Origin of the sequence: Bacillus sp. JJ1122 (assembly GCF_036964885.1) — a bacterium.
Taxonomy (GTDB): domain Bacteria; phylum Bacillota; class Bacilli; order Bacillales; family Cytobacillaceae; genus Mesobacillus.
In genome coordinates this window covers 80783-96960 of sequence record NZ_JBALQL010000019.1, presented here as the reverse complement: position 1 = coordinate 96960, position 16178 = coordinate 80783, and the positions used below count along the sequence as shown (strand labels likewise).

The window sequence follows — 16178 nt, the reverse complement described above, 5'->3', positions numbered from 1 at the left end:
AATACAAACTCTTAACTTATCTTAACGGTTAATTTATATTCTCTTAATCTTTGGGAATTAGTCTAATAGTGAAGATCATTTGAAAGGGGAATTTACATGAAGCCAATTTTCAGAAATATTATGATGTCAGCTGCCCTGTTTGGGGCTGGTGCAGGAATGGTTGGACAAGTGCAAGCTGCCGGTACAAGTCACCCTGCATTAACAGATAAAAAAATTCTAAATGTTGCCCATCGAGGCGCTTCAGGATACGCCCCTGAACATACCCTTCTTTCATATGAATTAGGAGAGGCTATGAAAGGCGATTACATTGAAATCGACCTTCAAATGACTAAAGATGGTGAACTCATCGCCATGCATGATGAAACATTAGACCGCACAACCAATGGCACAGGACTTGTCAAAGACTATACCCTTGAAGAAATCAAGCAGCTGGATGCTGGCTCTTGGTTCAATGAAAAATACCCTTCATACGCAAAAGAAGAATACGCTGGCCTGAAAGTGCCAACTCTTGAGGAGATTCTCCAAAAATTCGGGAAAGGTGAACACTATTATATTGAAACGAAATCACCAGAAGTCTATCCTGGAATGGAAGAAAAGTTATTAAAAATACTGAAAGAATATAAGTTAACCGGTACAAATGTTCCTTCTAGCAAAGTATTGATTCAATCATTCAGTCCGGAAAGCCTAAAAAAAGTCCATGCCTTAAATCCTGATATCCCGCTAGTACAATTATTGTGGTATGACGAAACAGCCGCCATTACAGACAATGAATTAGAGGAATACAAAAAATACAGCATTGGGCTTGGAATGAATTTCGACAAAATTGATGAAGCGTATGTGCAAAAAGTTCGCGAGCATGATTTACTCATTCACCCATACACCGTTAATCAAAAATAAGATATGCGCAAGCTCCTGGATTGGGGTGTAACAGGAATGTTTACAAACTTTCCAGACAGGCTTCAAGAGGTTCTAAGGGAAAATAGACAGTAAGGCGAAAACACAGGATAGGGACCACCTATCCTGTGTTTTTTCAATGGGTGGAGATCGATATGGACTTTATCGAAGTCAGCAGTAATGCAATAGACCCTACAAACGCAACTATTACAAGAGAATAAAGAAAAGTTAAATCTTTAAAAATAACAACCCCGCTTAGAACGATAAAACTATCTACCAAGAGGATGATCAACCCTACGTTAACTGAGAAAAACTTAGATGCCATTAACGCGAGTAAATCCAGACCTCCTGGGCTTGCATGAATTCTTAACATAAGGCCTACTCCGCATCCAACAAAAATCCCTCCTAAACAAATATTTAAAAGGAACGGAAGGTGGAATAACCCATTCAGTGGATGTAAAAGGCTGATGATAATTGCGGAAATGAACGTACCAATTAAGCCATAAAAGAAATAATGTAAATCGTAATAGATGGCTATGAAGTAAATAGGGACATTGAGACAGGTAAATATAACTGCCAGTTTCCAGCCCCATATATAATTAAGCAACAGACTGATGCCCCATATGCCTCCATTTATTAAATGAGAAGGTATAATAAAACCGTTAATCCCGATTCCAATTAAAATACTTGCAATGGTTATTGTCATTATTTTTCCTGCCAATTCCCCTTCTCCCCCCTGCGTGCCTGTGGATACTATATTCTATTTTATTTTCTGAGCATCCATCACACTTATTTTTCCAGAGGCTGAATAAGTACTTCTTTTATATCGTCCCTTATGAAAATAGCTGCATTTAGGAAGGGAACTCTTTTTATCTCATTTATACTTCCGTACAAAAAGGCGTTTCCCATATTGGAAAACACCTTTTATTCAATGCTAATTCTTCTTTTTACACTGCTTTATTTGTTAATTGATCCTCTTTAAATAACGATGGATAGTCTTTTAAAATCGTTTCTCGAATCGTTCTTTCATCCATACAATCGATTGGATATGCTTTGATTTTTTGCAAAGTAGAATACGTACTTCCTCTGAAAAGAGTGATGCTTTTTTGTATAAAACGATCTTTTACAATGAAATAATTATTCCTTATATCAATCTGTTTATTTTCAACTTCTTCATAAATTACAAGGAAATTTTCAATGAATTCTCCAGGAAGCACTTCCTTCGTGTCTATCACTTCATGTACTTTCATCTGATCCATTCTCCCTTCCTTTTTACTCCTTATAAAGGAAATCAAAGCATTTCTGAATGATGTAATGAATGCTTCCCCCAAGGCAAAAATCAATCTGGAATTACCAGCTTGTTTTCCTAAGTCAGACCATACTATTAAGCTCGTGAAATGAAATGCTCTACCCCTGGATGTTTACTAAATCACTGCGGTATATCTCTTTACGCGCCACACCTGTTTCCTGGGCAGCCCTCGCAACCGCCTCTCTTACAGCTGAAACTACTCTGCTGTCTAATGGGCCTGGTATTACATAATCCTCTGACAATTCATCACTCTCTATTAAACCAGCAATCGCATTCACTGCTGCAGCCTTCATCTCATCATTAATATCGGTAGCGAACACATCTAAAGCACCCCTGAATATGCCGGGAAACGCCAGGACATTGTTCACCTGGTTAGGCAGATCCGAACGTCCTGTTCCAACAATTCTGGCTCCTGCTTCCTTTGCTTCCACTGGCATGATTTCCGGTACTGGATTTGCCATAGCAAAGATGATGGCATCCTGAGACATCTTTCGTACCATTTCCTTTGTCAGTGCTCCGGCTGATGAGACGCCGATAAACACATCAGCACCTGCTATCACATCTGACAGCTGTCCCTTCAGCATATTTTGATTAGTCATTTTTGAAACGGATTCCTTCAGTGAATTCATCCCTTCCTGTCTGCCTTCATAAATTGCTCCCTTTGTATCGCACATAATTAAATTGTTCACGCCCATATTCCTTAATAGCTTAATAATGGCGATTCCCGCCGCACCAGCCCCGTTAATTACTACCTTAATTTCATCGATCTTTTTATTAACCAGTTTCAGGGAGTTCACTAAACCCGCAGCAGTTACGATTGCGGTCCCATGCTGGTCGTCATGAAATACAGGAATGTTCATTTCTTTTTTTAGCGTCTCTTCAATGTAAAAACAATTCGGTGAGGCGATATCTTCTAAATTAATTCCTCCAAATGTGGGCTGAAGCAATTTAACTGTCATTATTATTTCTTCAGGATCTTTCGTATCAAGGCAAATAGGGATCGCATCAATCCCTGCGAAGGCTTTAAATAGTGCGGCCTTCCCTTCCATTACTGGCATAGCGGCTTCTGGTCCAATGTCTCCCAGACCAAGCACAGAGGTACCGTCCGATATAACGGCAATTAAGTTCCCTTTAATTGTATAATCATAGACTTTTTCCGGATGAGCATGAATCTGCTTGCATGGTTCAGCAACACCTGGAGAATAGGCTAAACTTAAATCCTTCATATTATTTAAAGGCATTTTCACATCCACGGATAATTTCCCTTTAAATTTTTCATGCAGCAACAGAGATTCTTTCTGTAAATTACTCATTCTAACATCTCCTTTTCTAATTTACCGAAAAATTAATAATTTTCAGTATTATTACTTCACAGGAATCCTTCTAAATTTAGTTCATTATATAATGGTTTCACTTTATAAATAAAATACATATTTTCTATATTCTTTATGCGTTTTGGCTATAAAGCCGCCTGAAGTTTATAAAATAACATGCCCAATCTATAGACGGACGACTCGATTTTCTTTAAAATGTTAGAATATTGTAAATATAAAACGTGTCTTTATTCGATTCAGGAGGTGAAGTTATATGGACATACGTCATTTGGAGTACTTTTCCGAAGTCGCGGAGCAATTAAGCTTTACAAAGGCCTCACAGACGCTTCACGTTTCGCAGCCTTCCATTAGTAAAGCGATCAAAAATTTAGAAGGAGAACTAGGAGTGCCTTTATTTTACCGTTCTTCGAAGCAGCTTGAATTAACGGATGCAGGAAAAGCTGTATTAATGAACGCTAAAAAAGTATTAGAGGCATTCAAAAACCTGACTCTGGAATTAACTGACCTGATGGATCTTAAAAGCGGTGAAATACGAATTGGCATTCCTCCAATTGTTGGCGCAGCCTTTTTTTCAAAGTTAATCAGCCAATACAAAGAGAAATACCCTCTCGTTAAAATAACCCTGACGGAGGTGGGTACAAAAAAAATAAAGCAGGGGGTAGAGGAAGGCTCACTGGATATCGGTCTTATCTGCACACTGCCTGCTCAAGGCAGCAGTTTTGAAATCATCAATGTCATAAAGGATCCGCTGATGTTAATCGTTCATCGTGACCATGCTTTAGCATCAAAAAAAGAAGTTCATTTTTCACAATTAAAAAATGAACCATTTATTTTATATCGAAAAGACTTCACACTTTATGACCTAATTATAGAAGAATGTTCGAAAAACAACTTCCAGCCTAATATTGTATGTGAAAGCTCTCAGAAGGATTTTTTGCTCGGAATGGTCGAGGGAAAAATGGGAATAGCCCTTTTGCCCAGCAAGATTTGCGAGAATATTAATAATAAGGAAATTTCAGTCCTTCCCTTTCAAAAATCAGCTGTCGATCTAGAACTAGGTCTTATCTGGAAAAAAGATAAATACCTAAGCTTCGCTGTACGGGAATTCATCTCTACATCACAACAGTTTCTGGTTATCTGAAATGGATTAATTATGGAAGGAGAAATAATGGGGTCAGCTCTAGCAATAATTTTTCATTTAAAAATGCCCGGACATCAAAATGCATGACCGGGCACTTCCTTATATCTGATAGAACTGCTTCACTTTATTGAAAATAGTAGAATATACTTCTTCGATTGCGATTTGTTTAATTGCAGAGATTTCTTTCATGACATCGTGAATCATCGTAGGCTGAGTCATTTTCTGATGAAAAATTCCAACAAAAGGCCACGGCCCATCTGTTTCTGCCATGGTTAAATGCAACGGATATGCTTTTACCACTTCTCGCGTCTCTTCTTCATAAAGGATATCAGGTGTAAACGATACCACATATTTATTTTCTGCCATTCTTTCGATGGTCTTTCGATCACCCTTGAACCAATGAAAATGAGCCTTAACGATACTGTGCTTCTCCAGTAAATCACAAACCACTGAAGCATCCTCGTAAACTGCATGCAGAATAATCGGTTTGTTAATTTTTTTTGCTAGAAGAATAAATCGTTCCAATACTTCTACATACCCTTTATAAGGGAAATTCCCGCTTTTCTCTCTGGACCGAAGATAATAAGGCAGGCCGACCTCGCCAACCGCGACCATATATTCTTGGTTGTCGTTAATCCATTTTAACAGTTTATCCAGTTCTGCTTCAGAAGGCAAAGGCTGTTCTGGATGGTAGCCAAATGCTGGATGAACTTTAGAGTTATTTAATGCCACCCTCAAATTTTCTTTGCACGACGGAAGATTCATCGAAACAGTAATCAAACCCTCAACATTATTTGTTTCTAAACTTTTTATGATTAAATCTTTATCACTTTCTTCATATTGATCAAAATGGATGTGGGAATCAAATATTTTCATGCAATCCCCCCGCTTTTAACTGGTCATATATCTGTCTTTTCAGCTCGAGAAATTCTTCCTCCATGATCAGATGTTCCCTTCTTGGTCGCTGAAATGGCACCACAATTTCCATTATGATTCTGGCTGGCCGCGGGGATAAAAGATAGATTCGGTCAGATAAAAAGAGGGCCTCTTCAATATTGTGGGTAATAAAAAGAACCGATTTCCGCTCCTCTTCCCATATTGATAACAGCCACTTTTGCATATCAAATCGGGTGAACTCATCTAATGCAGAAAATGGCTCATCGAGCAGCAAAACAGATTTTGGGCTTAGGAGCGCTCTTAAAAATGCCACTCTCTGCTTCATCCCACCCGAAAGCTGATTCGGATAAGCCTTGGCGTATTGTGATAAGCCTACTTTTGCTAACCATTTTTCCGCTTCCTCTTCATCCGGCTTTTGGAATAGCTCCTGTCCAAGCAGTACATTAGCCAATACAGACCTCCAAGGTAAAAGTGCCGGCTGCTGGGGCATATAGGCGATGTTCCCTGTCTCCCCATTTATCTTTCGATCATCAAGAAAAAGTTCTCCTTGTTCAGGCTGAACCAGACCGCCGATACATTGAAAAATAGTGCTTTTTCCGCTTCCCGACGGACCTAGGATGGAAACAAATTCGCCTTCTTTCACTTGTAACGATAGATGATCGAGTACTAAGCCCGTTTCCTTAAAAGATTTTGAGATATTTACGAGATTAATTTTTGCTTTCATCACTTCTCTCCCTCAGGCAGCCATTTAATGATTCTTTTTTCAATCAACACGATGACACTGTAGAACAGCATGCTGAAAAAAATGATAATGAAAATAGCAATGAACACACGATCTGTCCGAAACGCAGATGACGATAAGGTCATGAATACACCAATTCCTTTTTCTGCTCCCAGCCATTCAGATATGACAGCTCCCATAACACTGTATGTAGCTGCAATTTTCAATCCGGAAAAAAGTGGCGGAAGTGCATTTGGAAGCTCTACCTTCGTGAAGGTTTGCCTTCCCGAGGCACCTGACATTTTCATGTAATGCTTGAGATCCTCCGGGGCATTTTTAAACCCATCTAACGCAGCAATCGTAACCGGGAAGAAACAAACTAAAATAATAATGAGCAATTTCGGCAAAAAACCGAATCCAAACCAGATCACCAATAGAGGAGCCAGAACGATAATGGGTACATTCTGAGATAAAATTAATAATGGATAAAAAGCATTCTGAAGTGCAGGAACTAAGTGAAGCATCATGGCAATCAGGAAACCAAACGCTGCCCCGAGCAAAAGCCCAGCAATTGCCAATTCTAGTGTTGCCCCGACATCGGGTAAAAATAATGAATAACTCTCCATCGCTTCTTTTACTATGACAGAAGGGGCGGGTAACAGCCATTCAGGAATCTCCATAAAACGGGTGATTCCTTCCCAAAACATAAAGAAAAGGAGGAGAACCAAAAATGGTCTCCAGCCCTTATTCCAGATTGACTTCATTAGCGGTACTTCTCCGTCAGTGTATTCATTGTGATTCCAGTTGGCTGATACAGGATTTTCACCTGTGAAATAACATTAGGTGAACCCAATTCAACCATTTTTTTATTCATCTCAGCAATCACCGATAAGAGTGTTTCAAGCTCACCTTCCATCGTTGTTTCCAAAGGATGGACTTCATATTTCACTCCAGTTTGATCAATAATACTAATTGCCTCATCTACCAATTTTATGACTTCCTCTGTTGAAGAAGCCTTTGGGATAATTTGTACACTTACAAGTGCATTCGCCATTGTCCGTTCCCTCCTTATTCTGGTAAAAATTCATTCGTAAAGGCTTTTTTAGCATCCAATTCCTTCTCCAGAAGCCCGTTTTCTAACATCCATTCACTGTAATTCTTCCAAACCTCCAGCTTTTGCTCTCCCCAGCGATCTGCATCATCCTGATACTTTGGAGAAAGCCATTCCTGGCTTTTCTTAACCAGTTCTTTATCCAGATCAGGTACGGCCTTGATCAGGATATCGGCACTTTCTGACGGATGATCGATTGAAAATTGATATCCCTCTGTGAGTGCCTCCATGAACGCCTTAATGGTTTCCGGATCATTCTTGACCATCTTTTCATTTGTGCTTATGACAGGTGTATAATAATCAAGCTTCTTCGAGTAGTCTGTTAAATACACCATATTGATTGGTTCATTTCTCAACTCTGCTTCTACACCAGTCCAACCATAATAAATCCAGGCAAAATCAATATCCCGTTTTACCGCTGTGAAAAAGTCTGAGTTCCCCATATTAACAATTTTCACTTTTTCTACATCAGCATTTTCCTGTTTCATTAATGAACTGATCACTTCTTTTTCAATGGGCGATCCCCAGCCTCCATACGTTTTGCCTGCAAAGTCCTTTGGCGAAACAATGTTTTTAGCTTTCGGTGATGCAAAGCCTGAGGTGTTATGCTGGATAACAGCAGCCAGCGATACGAGTGGAATTCCCTGAATCCTAGCCTGAGTAATTCCTTCCTGATAACTTACACCAAACTCTGCCTTCCCTGATGCGACCAGCTGATCAGCTCCCGCTTCACCAGGTAAAAGAATTTCTACATCCAGTCCATGCTTCTTGAAGTATCCTTTTTCCTTTGCAACATAAATTCCTGTATGATTCGTATTCGGAGTCCAGTCAAGCACGATTGAAACCTTTTTCAATGAATCCTTTTCCTTGGCTGTCGGTTCATCCGATGAACAGCCGGCAAGACTCCAAATGTATAAAAATCCGAAAAACAACACCAATAATTTCTTCATGATTCTCCCTCTTCCTGTATTTACTTGACAATGAAGGTGGAAAGGAAGGCTTAAACAAACAGAAAAATGCGCTCGGGGAATCCCAAGCGCATGAAAAAATCCATAATAAACGATAAACGTCTATCAGAAGATGTTCCCTACGCTGGTACTAACCAGATCAGGTTAAAGGGTCAGCATCTATGGACACTTTCTCAGCCGGCACCACCGGCTCCCCTACATTTCCAATTCTCCAATTGTCAATTCTACTATATAGAAAGTTTTTTGATTCGTCTAGGAAAATAAAAATATCTTATGGTTATCAAGTATCAGACTAGATGAAAATTCTATAAAAAAAAACGCGAATCCCTTTAATAGGAATTCACGCTTCTCAAGTATGATTCCTACTGGGTTCGAACCAGCGACCTCTACCCTGTCAAGGTAGCGCTCTCCCAGCTGAGCTAAGGAATCGTTATTCTGTTTGTCCTTATTAGCGAGGACATTTATTAATATATAATGGAATGATTCTAATGTCAATATAATTTTCCTAATCAGACTTATCGATCCGCTAATCATTTCGCATTAAGTTAGTTGACGGCTTAATTGATTTTAGTCGATTAAAAATCGCACTAACCTTGCTCGTTTTGAAAAAGACCGCGCCCGATGAAGTTCGCTGTCACTGGCTGCTTTCCAATCTCCCTTGCCCAGACTGAAATTTGCCCAATGTGGTGAATTTCATGTGCAAGGGTATGTCTCATAATCTCACCCCAGGTGAAGATAACGCTGCTGCCATCTGACTCTCGAAGCTGTAAGATTCGGTTTTCCATCTCACCATTCCAGGCAAGAACGAACTCTTTTACCTCAGCTTTAAATTTTGCATCCAATTTTTTCACCTTATCCAAGGTATTATAAAGCTCAAAGTTCTCCTGGAAATCGTCTTTTCCCTGAAGCAAGCGAATCCAGCTCCATTCCACGTCAATAATATGAAAAAGGGTCTGTAATACACCTCCCATTCCTCCTGTCCGTGCAGCGAGCAGTTCTCCCTCACTAACCCCTTCACACCACTTATACCAATCATCCCGGACTGCCCAATTGTAGTTAAACAACATTTTCATTCAGCATCCCCCTCTAAATCTCCCTTATTGCTTTGATCACACTATTAATATATTCATCCTCATGCGGGACAAATTGATCTTTTACTACCTTCAAAACCAGAGGTTGCTTTTGACCATCGGGATTTAGTGTAAAACCCTCTGCCTCCAATTCCCTCACTTCTCCAAACCAGAGCTTTTCAAAAGCGTCGAGACTGGTCCTTATTATTCCTGAGACTTCCTCTTTTTGCAGGCTGTATTTCTCTAAAGGGACATGCTTGTTATACACATACACATGGCACATTTCTTTATCGATAAAATTTGAACTAACAAGTGAAGCCTTGATTGTCCCCACGAAAAATAACTCATCCAACCCAATGTCTATTCCCAGCTCTTCCTTAACCTCCCTTAAACCATCAACTGTATCTTCATTTGCTAAAAGATGGCCAGCAGCAGTGATATCCAATAGATTTGGATAATCCTTTTTAACAGAACTGCGGATTTGGAAATAAATAAAGTCCTCTCCTGCTATCCTCTCAGTAAACCAACAATGAAAGGTCTCATGCCAATGTCCTTCTATATGTACTACAGACCTTGGTGCTGTGCCAATTTCCTTTCCTTGTTCATCAAATATTCTCAGTAATTCGCTTTCCATAAAACTTACCTCCATTTTTATAAAATTATACCATTTCCCCCTTAAAAAAACTCAAACGTTAGTTCTTATTTTATTGAATAAAGAACAAATGTTCGGGTATAATAAATATATATAATAAAGGAGTGAGGGACATGAATAACCTTCTTTTAAAGTCACTTAAAACGAATCAGCCAGTCGAGATGATCTATCTTTCGGCAAACAACGAAATCACACATCGAAAAATCGTTGTGAAAGAACTGTACGGAAGCTATTTCAAAGCATTTTGTTTCCTGCGCAATGATAACCGCATGTTCAGGTTAGAAAATATTCTTTCCGTTATGCCAGAAAAACATAAATACTTAAAAACAAGCTAAAAAAAGAAGCCCCCAAAATGAGGACTTCTTCGTGAAATCAGCTTGCAGGGCGTGGTTCAGGTGTATCGTCTCGCTTAATCAATAATTGAAGAGCGATAATGAGTACGAACGAACCGAGACCTATAATGTCAGAAATTTTTTCCGGATAGATTAGCATCAAACCGCTTACTACACCGATTATTCTCTCATACCAGAACAACTTCCTCAGCCAGAATCCAATAATTCCAGCACCAATTAATAGCATTCCAGCGAGCGCAGTGAATACTACCCAGATTAAGTAATACCACGTCGTATCAATCATTAACAATTCTGGTGACAATACGAACATGTAAGGAATGATAAATGCAGCAATTGCCAGTTTAGACGAATTGACACCTGTCTTGATTGGCTCTCCGCCTGAAACACCAGCCGCAGCAAAGGCAGCAAGTGCTACTGGTGGAGTTATATCAGCGATAATCCCGAAATAGAACACAAACAAGTGTGCTGACAAATCAGGTACTCCTAAAAGGATAATTGCTGGAGCCGCAATCGTTGAAGTAATGACATAGTTTGCTGTTGTAGGAGAACCCATCCCAAGAACGAGTGAAGCAACCATCGTAAACGCCAGGGTAAGCAGCAAATGTCCTCCTGCAAGATCAAGGAGACCATTAGCAAGTTTTAAGCCCAGACCCGTTTTGGTTACGACACCGACAATAATACCTGCAGCTGCAGTTGCCGCCGCCACTCCAAGTGCGGTACGTGCCCCATCGACCAGAGCATCAATCATATCTCTGAATCCGATACGCGTTTCTTTCCTGATTGCACTTACAAGTACTGTGATGACAATACTCCAAAGTGCCGCTCTCATGACACTCATTCCGCTTACCATAAGGATAATGACAGCCAAAATCGGAAGCAGCAAATAAATTTTTGCCAGTACTTCTTTTCGGTTCGGCATTTCTTCATCCCTCAAGCCTCGAAGGCCGACCCTTTTCGCCTCAAAGTGGGTCATGATCCAAATCCCGGTAAAATAAAGCAGGGCAGGAATAGCTGCTGCTTTTGCAATATCCCAGTATGTTATTCCTCCGCCAATGAATTCAACCATCAGGAAAGCTGCAGCTCCCATGATTGGAGGCATCAGCTGGCCGCCAGTTGATGCCGCTGCTTCAACAGCGCCGGCAAACTCCTTGCGGTAACCGAGTTTTTTCATCATCGGAATCGTAAATGAACCAGATGTTACAACATTCGCTACAGAACTTCCACTGATTGTTCCCTGAAGTGCACTTGAGAAAATCGCTACTTTAGCAGGGCCGCCTACTCTTTTACCCGCAATGGAAACAGCCAGATCATTAAAGTATTGACCAACTCCAGTTTTAACAAGGAATGCTCCAAACAGCAGGAACAAGAAGATAAATGTGGAGGAAACTCCTAATGGGGTTCCCAGAATCCCTTCAGTTGTAAAGAACATAGTCTGAATTAAACTTTCAAGCTCCAATCCTCTGTGTGCAAGGAAGCCAGGCATGTAAGGTCCGTATAGGGCATAACCCATAAATAATACAGCAATAATTGTGATTGGCAGGCCAACTGTTCTTCTTGTAGCCTCTAATACGAGTAGGACAGCAGCGAGTCCAATATAAAAATCCATTGGTGTAAGTCTGCCAACCCTGTTAACAAGTTCATCGATCATTAATGGCCAATAAGCTCCAACAGCAATTGCTATAATAGCCAAAATGAGATCGTACCAGGCAACTTTATGACTGATACGGTCTTTCTTTCGTGCAGGAAATAAAATGAAAATCAATGCCAGCGCAAAGCCTAAATGGATTGATCTTTGCAGCTGTGCAGTTAAGATACCAAAAATAGATGTATAAAGCTGGAACAGTGAGAATGATAGCAATAATACAAAAGCGATTATTCCCATTATGCCTTTAAGTTTCCTTGATGCTGATTCGGGATCATATTTTTCCAGAAGCTCCTGCTGTTCTTCCTGCGAAAGCGTTTCATGTTTTGTGCTCAAGGATATTCACTCCTTCCATTTGTTGAATAAAATTAATTTTTTTTACCTGTATCCTTACCCTCGCCCCTGGTTCGATAGCCCCTGATAATGGAAAGGATACATCCCCCTGGATAAAAGTGTGATTTGCCCGGACCTTTCCGACCCGAAGGAGGAAATTCTCAAACGTTCTGTTCATATTCTTAATATAGTATTTGCCATTCTTCATTTCAAAATGTTCACCTTTAGCAGCTTCCGAAGGCATACCGATCGCAAAGTCTTCATATTCCAACTCATATTGGCGGATTTCATTATGCTTAGTTATTTGATAGCTTTCTATTACATCCGTGAGATGGATGGAATGTGTATATTTTATCTTGAATGTATCACCTGCTGACATCGGTACATAGCAGACTATTTCATCTCGTTCCGGCAGAACAAAAACAAGAGCTTGCTTATATGGTATGTACATTGCGATTATGGTCAAAAAGATGAGGAGTAACAGAACGAAGAATTTGTTTCTTTTTTTTAATTCCATATAATTCTCCCTCGCCTGTCCAATGATTAAACTAAAAAACCTTATTCTAAGAAAGTAGAATGAGCTGCCAATAAAAAAGACCGTAAGAGGTTCGGTCAATTGCTTTCGGGGATCTCACCGGAGTACTGAACCCTCCTGAATATGAATTGACCGGGCACAGTCCCCTAAAGGACTATGTCCGGTCATGGTCAATCTATTACTCCGCTGCTTTAATTCCTTTTTCATCAAAGTACTTTTTAGCACCTGGGTGGACGTCAATGCCAACGCCATTTAAAGCATTTTCAGCCTTGATTTGTTTCGCTTTAGCATGTTGTACCTTGTCAAGATTTTCAAAAATTGCCTTTGTGATATCATAAACAACTTCATCTGGAAGGTCCGCTTTTACAACAAGCATTGCCTGAACTGCAACAGTTGGAACTGCTGAGCCGATTTTGTATGTTCCGCTCGGAACTTCCTCTTTTGTATAGTATGGATATTTTTCGATAAGCTTATCAGCCTTATCCGCATCCACAGGAACGATTACAACTTTTTCAGTTGCCGACAGTTCTTCTACAGCAGCAGTTGGATGTCCAGCCGTAACGAACGCAGCGTCAATATTGCCATCTTTAATTCCACTTACTGACTCATCGAAGCTTAAATCCTGCTTTTGGATATCATCGAGAGACATACCGTAAGCTTCAAGAATTTGCTCAGCATTCGCAGCAGTACCTGAACCTGGTGCACCGATTGAAACTTTTTTGCCTTTTAGATCATCTACAGTCTTGATTCCGGATTTTTCAGTTGTAACAATTTGAATGGTTTCAGGGTACAGTGTTCCGATTGCTTTGATGTTGTCAATTTTATTACCATCAAACATTAGCTTTCCTTCTGTTGCATAAGAAGCGATGTCTGTTTGAGTGAAAGCAATCTCACCTTTGTTATCCTTAATGCTCTGCATATTCTCCGCTGATGCACCTGTTGTTTCAGCATTTGTGTCAATGCCAGTAGCATCGGAAACGATTTTAGCAAATGCGCCGCCTAACGGGAAGTATGTACCACCTGTCCCACCAGTAAGGATACTCATGAATTTTGGTTTTTCTGCTGATTTTCCGTCGCCGCCCTTTTCATCAGAGCCGCCTCCACAAGCCGATAGCACCATAGAAAGCGCCAACATAAATGTGGTGAACAAAAGAAACTTTCTTTTTTTCATCAGATTTCCCCCTTATTATTCTATAATTACTCACCATAATCTTAACATAAGACTTCACACAATTGTCAAACATCTTACTTGCTTTCTAACCAGTTAAGTAGTATCTTTCCCCTAATAAATAGTTTGCCAGATAGGCTTTTTATAAATACATATGCTAAAATCGTGATGTAAAGAGGAATACAGAGTAGACTGATGGATTTGGAGGTTTTGAAATGGATTTTCCTATTGGCAAGATTCAAGAGATCACACTGAAAAGCAAGGAATTAGGAGAAGAAATGACAATGTTGGTGTATTTGCCAGCGAATTATTCTCCTTTATATAAATACTCATTGCTGATTGCTCAGGATGGACGAGATTATTTCCAGCTCGGAAGAATCGGGCGTATTGCTGATGAACTTTTAGGCCAGAAAGAAATTGAAAACGTCATCATAGTAGGCATCCCCTACCAATCTGTTGAGGACCGCAGAAGAAAATATCACCCTGATGGTGAACAGCATCAAGCCTACATAAGGTTTCTCGCTCATGAGCTGGTCCCTTACCTGGATCAGGAATTCCCTACATACCAAATGGGAATGGGACGTGCATTGATTGGTGATTCACTGGCAGCAACGGTTTCACTGCTCGCCGCCATGCAGTATCCGCATACGTTCGGCAAAGTGCTGCTGCAGTCTCCATTTGTGAATGAACACGTATTGTCTGCTGCATTAAACTTCAGTGAGCCTTCCCTGTTGAATGTCTATCATACTGTCGGGGAAAAAGAAACAGTAGTGAAAACAACCTCATCGAGCGAAAAGGATTTTCTAACTCCAAACAGGAAACTATCTAAAATTTTCAAGGAAAAGGGTTACTCTTATTTTTATGATGAATTTGCCGGTGATCACACATGGACCTACTGGCAGCCTGACCTAAAAAGAGCAGTCAAAATGATGTTTTCATGATTTTAATAGGACATAATATAATAAATGTTTCTTTATATTATATATTTAGAAAATTTGTTATAATGAATGGCAAATCATTAATTCGTTTACTTCAATAATTTATATAACACCACACATTTGAAACGGGGGTATTGAGATGAAATTTGGTATTGTCATTTTTCCATCGAAAAAAGTACAGGATTATGCAAATTCATTAAGAAGACGCTATGACCCGCATTACGCATTAATTCCGCCTCATTTGACCCTGAAGGCTGCATTCGAGGCAACCGAGGAAGAAATCAAGGAGATTGCAGATAAAATCTATACGATTGCAAGGAATTTTGGCCCTGTTGATATCAAGATCAATAAAATTGGTTCTTTTAAGCCTGTAAATAACGTTATTTATTTAAAAGTGGACTCACCTGAAGAATTAGAAAAACTCCATATTGAACTTAAAACTGCTTTCGAAGGGGATCAGGAATACAATTTTGTTCCTCATATTACGATTGGACAAAAGATGTCAGATGATGAGCATTCTGATGTTTATGGTTCTTTGAGAATGAATGATATTAATTTCGAAGATACAGCCGACCGAATCCACTTGCTGTACCAGCTTGAAAACGGTTCATGGACAGTTTATGAAACATTTCGTCTTGGAAAGGAATAATGATAAGTGGAAGTTAGAATCGTAGAAACAGAACAAGAATTAGCAGATGCCTTTGATGTTCGCCGTACGGTGTTTGTCGACGAACAAAACGTACCTGAAGAAGAAGAAATCGACCAGCATGAATCCGAAGCTGTACACTTTGTTTTATATAATGAAGGAAAAGCGGCTGGCGCAGGAAGATTCAGAGTTTTAGATGGAATCGGTAAAGTGGAACGAATTTGTGTTCTAAAGGAAAACCGCAAAACAGGTTCCGGGGTCGCTGTCATGAATAAAATTGAAGAGTATGCTAAGACACAAGGCATTTCTACTTTGAAATTAAATGCACAGACGCATGCTATACCGTTTTACAGCAGACTTGGCTATGAAACGGTTTCGGAAGAATTCCTTGATGCAGGCATTCCGCATAAGACGATGAAAAAAACAATCTAATTTAGAAAAGCGTAAGCGCCTTGGTCAGCCCCGA

General features: G+C 39.8%; 18 protein-coding genes, 1 tRNA gene, 1 pseudogene and 1 riboswitch. Of the genes and pseudogenes, 6 read left to right on the top strand and 14 right to left on the bottom strand.

Features of this window, described 5'->3' with window-relative positions; all coding sequences use genetic code 11:
- Positions 1-96: 96 nt before the first annotated feature.
- Positions 97-990 (top strand): annotated as a pseudogene (locus tag V7201_RS11205) (glycerophosphodiester phosphodiesterase).
- A gap of 40 nt (positions 991-1030) precedes the next feature.
- On the opposite strand, the gene V7201_RS11200 reads toward V7201_RS11205, so the two are convergent.
- The 3 genes from V7201_RS11200 to V7201_RS11190 all read right to left on the bottom strand — a co-directional run bounded on the left by V7201_RS11200 (position 1031) and on the right by V7201_RS11190 (position 3516).
- On the bottom strand, positions 1031-1615 hold the full coding sequence (locus tag V7201_RS11200; RefSeq protein WP_335376814.1) for a YitT family protein: 585 nt from the start codon (positions 1613-1615) through the stop codon (positions 1031-1033).
- Between the two features lie 226 nt (positions 1616-1841).
- Positions 1842-2153, bottom strand: coding sequence for a hypothetical protein (locus V7201_RS11195; RefSeq protein ID WP_335376813.1), 312 nt, complete (start codon positions 2151-2153; stop codon positions 1842-1844).
- 148 nt (positions 2154-2301) lie between these two features.
- Positions 2302-3516 carry an NAD(P)-dependent malic enzyme gene (locus V7201_RS11190; protein ID WP_335376812.1) on the bottom strand — a complete coding sequence of 405 codons (1215 nt, stop codon included), beginning with the start codon at positions 3514-3516 and terminating at the stop codon, positions 2302-2304.
- A gap of 274 nt (positions 3517-3790) precedes the next feature.
- Between V7201_RS11190 and V7201_RS11185 the strand changes: the two genes are divergently transcribed.
- Entirely contained in the window at positions 3791-4678 is an 888-nt protein-coding gene (locus V7201_RS11185; RefSeq protein ID WP_335376811.1) for a LysR family transcriptional regulator, read from the top strand.
- 99 nt (positions 4679-4777) lie between these two features.
- Here the strand turns inward: V7201_RS11185 and V7201_RS11180 are convergent, their stop codons facing one another.
- The 8 genes from V7201_RS11180 to V7201_RS11145 form a co-directional block, all read right to left on the bottom strand.
- Positions 4778-5554 (bottom strand): TatD family hydrolase, encoded by a 777-nt coding sequence (locus V7201_RS11180; protein ID WP_335376810.1) that lies wholly within the window; start codon positions 5552-5554, stop codon positions 4778-4780.
- Positions 5541-6299 (bottom strand): ABC transporter ATP-binding protein, encoded by a 759-nt coding sequence (locus V7201_RS11175; RefSeq protein ID WP_335376809.1) that lies wholly within the window; start codon positions 6297-6299, stop codon positions 5541-5543. The genes V7201_RS11180 and V7201_RS11175 overlap by 14 nt, the downstream gene beginning before the upstream one ends.
- The gene (locus V7201_RS11170) at positions 6299-7060 is read right to left on the bottom strand and encodes an ABC transporter permease (protein ID WP_335376808.1); all 762 of its coding nucleotides are present in this window, start codon (positions 7058-7060) and stop codon (positions 6299-6301) included. The genes V7201_RS11175 and V7201_RS11170 overlap by 1 nt, the downstream gene beginning before the upstream one ends.
- Positions 7060-7350, bottom strand: a complete 291-nt coding sequence (locus V7201_RS11165; protein WP_335376807.1) for a thiamine-binding protein — start codon at positions 7348-7350, stop codon at positions 7060-7062. The genes V7201_RS11170 and V7201_RS11165 overlap by 1 nt, the downstream gene beginning before the upstream one ends.
- 14 nt (positions 7351-7364) lie before the next feature.
- Positions 7365-8357 carry an ABC transporter substrate-binding protein gene (locus V7201_RS11160; RefSeq protein ID WP_335376806.1) on the bottom strand — a complete coding sequence of 331 codons (993 nt, stop codon included), beginning with the start codon at positions 8355-8357 and terminating at the stop codon, positions 7365-7367.
- A 117-nt stretch (positions 8358-8474) separates the two neighbouring features.
- Positions 8475-8582: riboswitch (TPP riboswitch) on the bottom strand.
- A 149-nt stretch (positions 8583-8731) separates the two neighbouring features.
- Positions 8732-8804: transfer RNA gene (locus V7201_RS11155), tRNA-Val, on the bottom strand.
- 158 nt (positions 8805-8962) lie between these two features.
- A complete protein-coding gene (locus V7201_RS11150) occupies positions 8963-9448 on the bottom strand; it encodes a DinB family protein (RefSeq protein WP_335376805.1) in 486 nt (161 codons plus the stop codon).
- A gap of 13 nt (positions 9449-9461) precedes the next feature.
- Positions 9462-10079 carry an NUDIX hydrolase gene (locus tag V7201_RS11145; protein ID WP_335376804.1) on the bottom strand — a complete coding sequence of 206 codons (618 nt, stop codon included), beginning with the start codon at positions 10077-10079 and terminating at the stop codon, positions 9462-9464.
- Positions 10080-10210: 131 nt separating this feature from the next.
- Here V7201_RS11145 and V7201_RS11140 point away from each other — a divergent pair, with 131 nt between their 5' ends.
- Positions 10211-10432 (top strand): hypothetical protein, encoded by a 222-nt coding sequence (locus tag V7201_RS11140; protein ID WP_335376803.1) that lies wholly within the window; start codon positions 10211-10213, stop codon positions 10430-10432.
- 37 nt (positions 10433-10469) lie between these two features.
- On the opposite strand, the gene V7201_RS11135 is transcribed toward V7201_RS11140, so the two are convergent.
- The 3 genes from V7201_RS11135 to V7201_RS11125 form a co-directional block, all read right to left on the bottom strand.
- Complete coding sequence (locus V7201_RS11135) at positions 10470-12428, bottom strand: TRAP transporter permease (protein ID WP_335376802.1); 1959 nt, start codon at positions 12426-12428, stop codon at positions 10470-10472.
- Positions 12412-12942, bottom strand: coding sequence for a DUF1850 domain-containing protein (locus V7201_RS11130; protein ID WP_335376801.1), 531 nt, complete (start codon positions 12940-12942; stop codon positions 12412-12414). Before V7201_RS11130 ends, V7201_RS11135 begins: the two co-directional genes overlap by 17 nt.
- 196 nt (positions 12943-13138) lie before the next feature.
- Positions 13139-14131 carry a TAXI family TRAP transporter solute-binding subunit gene (locus tag V7201_RS11125; RefSeq protein ID WP_335376800.1) on the bottom strand — a complete coding sequence of 331 codons (993 nt, stop codon included), beginning with the start codon at positions 14129-14131 and terminating at the stop codon, positions 13139-13141.
- A 212-nt stretch (positions 14132-14343) separates the two neighbouring features.
- Here V7201_RS11125 and V7201_RS11120 point away from each other — a divergent pair, with 212 nt between their 5' ends.
- The 3 genes from V7201_RS11120 to V7201_RS11110 all read left to right on the top strand — a co-directional run bounded on the left by V7201_RS11120 (position 14344) and on the right by V7201_RS11110 (position 16144).
- Positions 14344-15069 (top strand): alpha/beta hydrolase, encoded by a 726-nt coding sequence (locus tag V7201_RS11120; protein ID WP_335376799.1) that lies wholly within the window; start codon positions 14344-14346, stop codon positions 15067-15069.
- Between the two features lie 136 nt (positions 15070-15205).
- Entirely contained in the window at positions 15206-15715 is a 510-nt protein-coding gene (locus V7201_RS11115) for a YjcG family protein (RefSeq protein WP_335376798.1), read from the top strand.
- Positions 15716-15721: 6 nt separating this feature from the next.
- Positions 15722-16144, top strand: a complete 423-nt coding sequence (locus V7201_RS11110; protein ID WP_335376797.1) for a GNAT family N-acetyltransferase — start codon at positions 15722-15724, stop codon at positions 16142-16144.
- The last annotated feature ends 34 nt before the right edge of the window (positions 16145-16178 follow it).

What these genes read in the sequence shown, in the direction of transcription:
- V7201_RS11125 (WP_335376800.1), bottom strand. Translation starts at nt 14,131, where the DNA reads ATGAAAAAAAGAAAGTTTCTTTTGTTCACCACATTTATGTTGGCGCTT.
- V7201_RS11190 (WP_335376812.1), bottom strand. Translation starts at nt 3,516, where the DNA reads ATGAGTAATTTACAGAAAGAATCTCTGTTGCTGCATGAAAAATTTAAA.
- V7201_RS11120 (WP_335376799.1), top strand. Translation starts at nt 14,344, where the DNA reads ATGGATTTTCCTATTGGCAAGATTCAAGAGATCACACTGAAAAGCAAG.
- V7201_RS11140 (WP_335376803.1), top strand. Translation starts at nt 10,211, where the DNA reads ATGAATAACCTTCTTTTAAAGTCACTTAAAACGAATCAGCCAGTCGAG.
- V7201_RS11185 (WP_335376811.1), top strand. Translation starts at nt 3,791, where the DNA reads ATGGACATACGTCATTTGGAGTACTTTTCCGAAGTCGCGGAGCAATTA.
- V7201_RS11115 (WP_335376798.1), top strand. Translation starts at nt 15,206, where the DNA reads ATGAAATTTGGTATTGTCATTTTTCCATCGAAAAAAGTACAGGATTAT.
- V7201_RS11145 (WP_335376804.1), bottom strand. Translation starts at nt 10,079, where the DNA reads ATGGAAAGCGAATTACTGAGAATATTTGATGAACAAGGAAAGGAAATT.
- V7201_RS11175 (WP_335376809.1), bottom strand. Translation starts at nt 6,299, where the DNA reads ATGAAAGCAAAAATTAATCTCGTAAATATCTCAAAATCTTTTAAGGAA.
- V7201_RS11160 (WP_335376806.1), bottom strand. Translation starts at nt 8,357, where the DNA reads ATGAAGAAATTATTGGTGTTGTTTTTCGGATTTTTATACATTTGGAGT.
- V7201_RS11170 (WP_335376808.1), bottom strand. Translation starts at nt 7,060, where the DNA reads ATGAAGTCAATCTGGAATAAGGGCTGGAGACCATTTTTGGTTCTCCTC.
- V7201_RS11150 (WP_335376805.1), bottom strand. Translation starts at nt 9,448, where the DNA reads ATGAAAATGTTGTTTAACTACAATTGGGCAGTCCGGGATGATTGGTAT.
- V7201_RS11195 (WP_335376813.1), bottom strand. Translation starts at nt 2,153, where the DNA reads ATGGATCAGATGAAAGTACATGAAGTGATAGACACGAAGGAAGTGCTT.
- V7201_RS11130 (WP_335376801.1), bottom strand. Translation starts at nt 12,942, where the DNA reads ATGGAATTAAAAAAAAGAAACAAATTCTTCGTTCTGTTACTCCTCATC.
- V7201_RS11180 (WP_335376810.1), bottom strand. Translation starts at nt 5,554, where the DNA reads ATGAAAATATTTGATTCCCACATCCATTTTGATCAATATGAAGAAAGT.
- V7201_RS11165 (WP_335376807.1), bottom strand. Translation starts at nt 7,350, where the DNA reads ATGGCGAATGCACTTGTAAGTGTACAAATTATCCCAAAGGCTTCTTCA.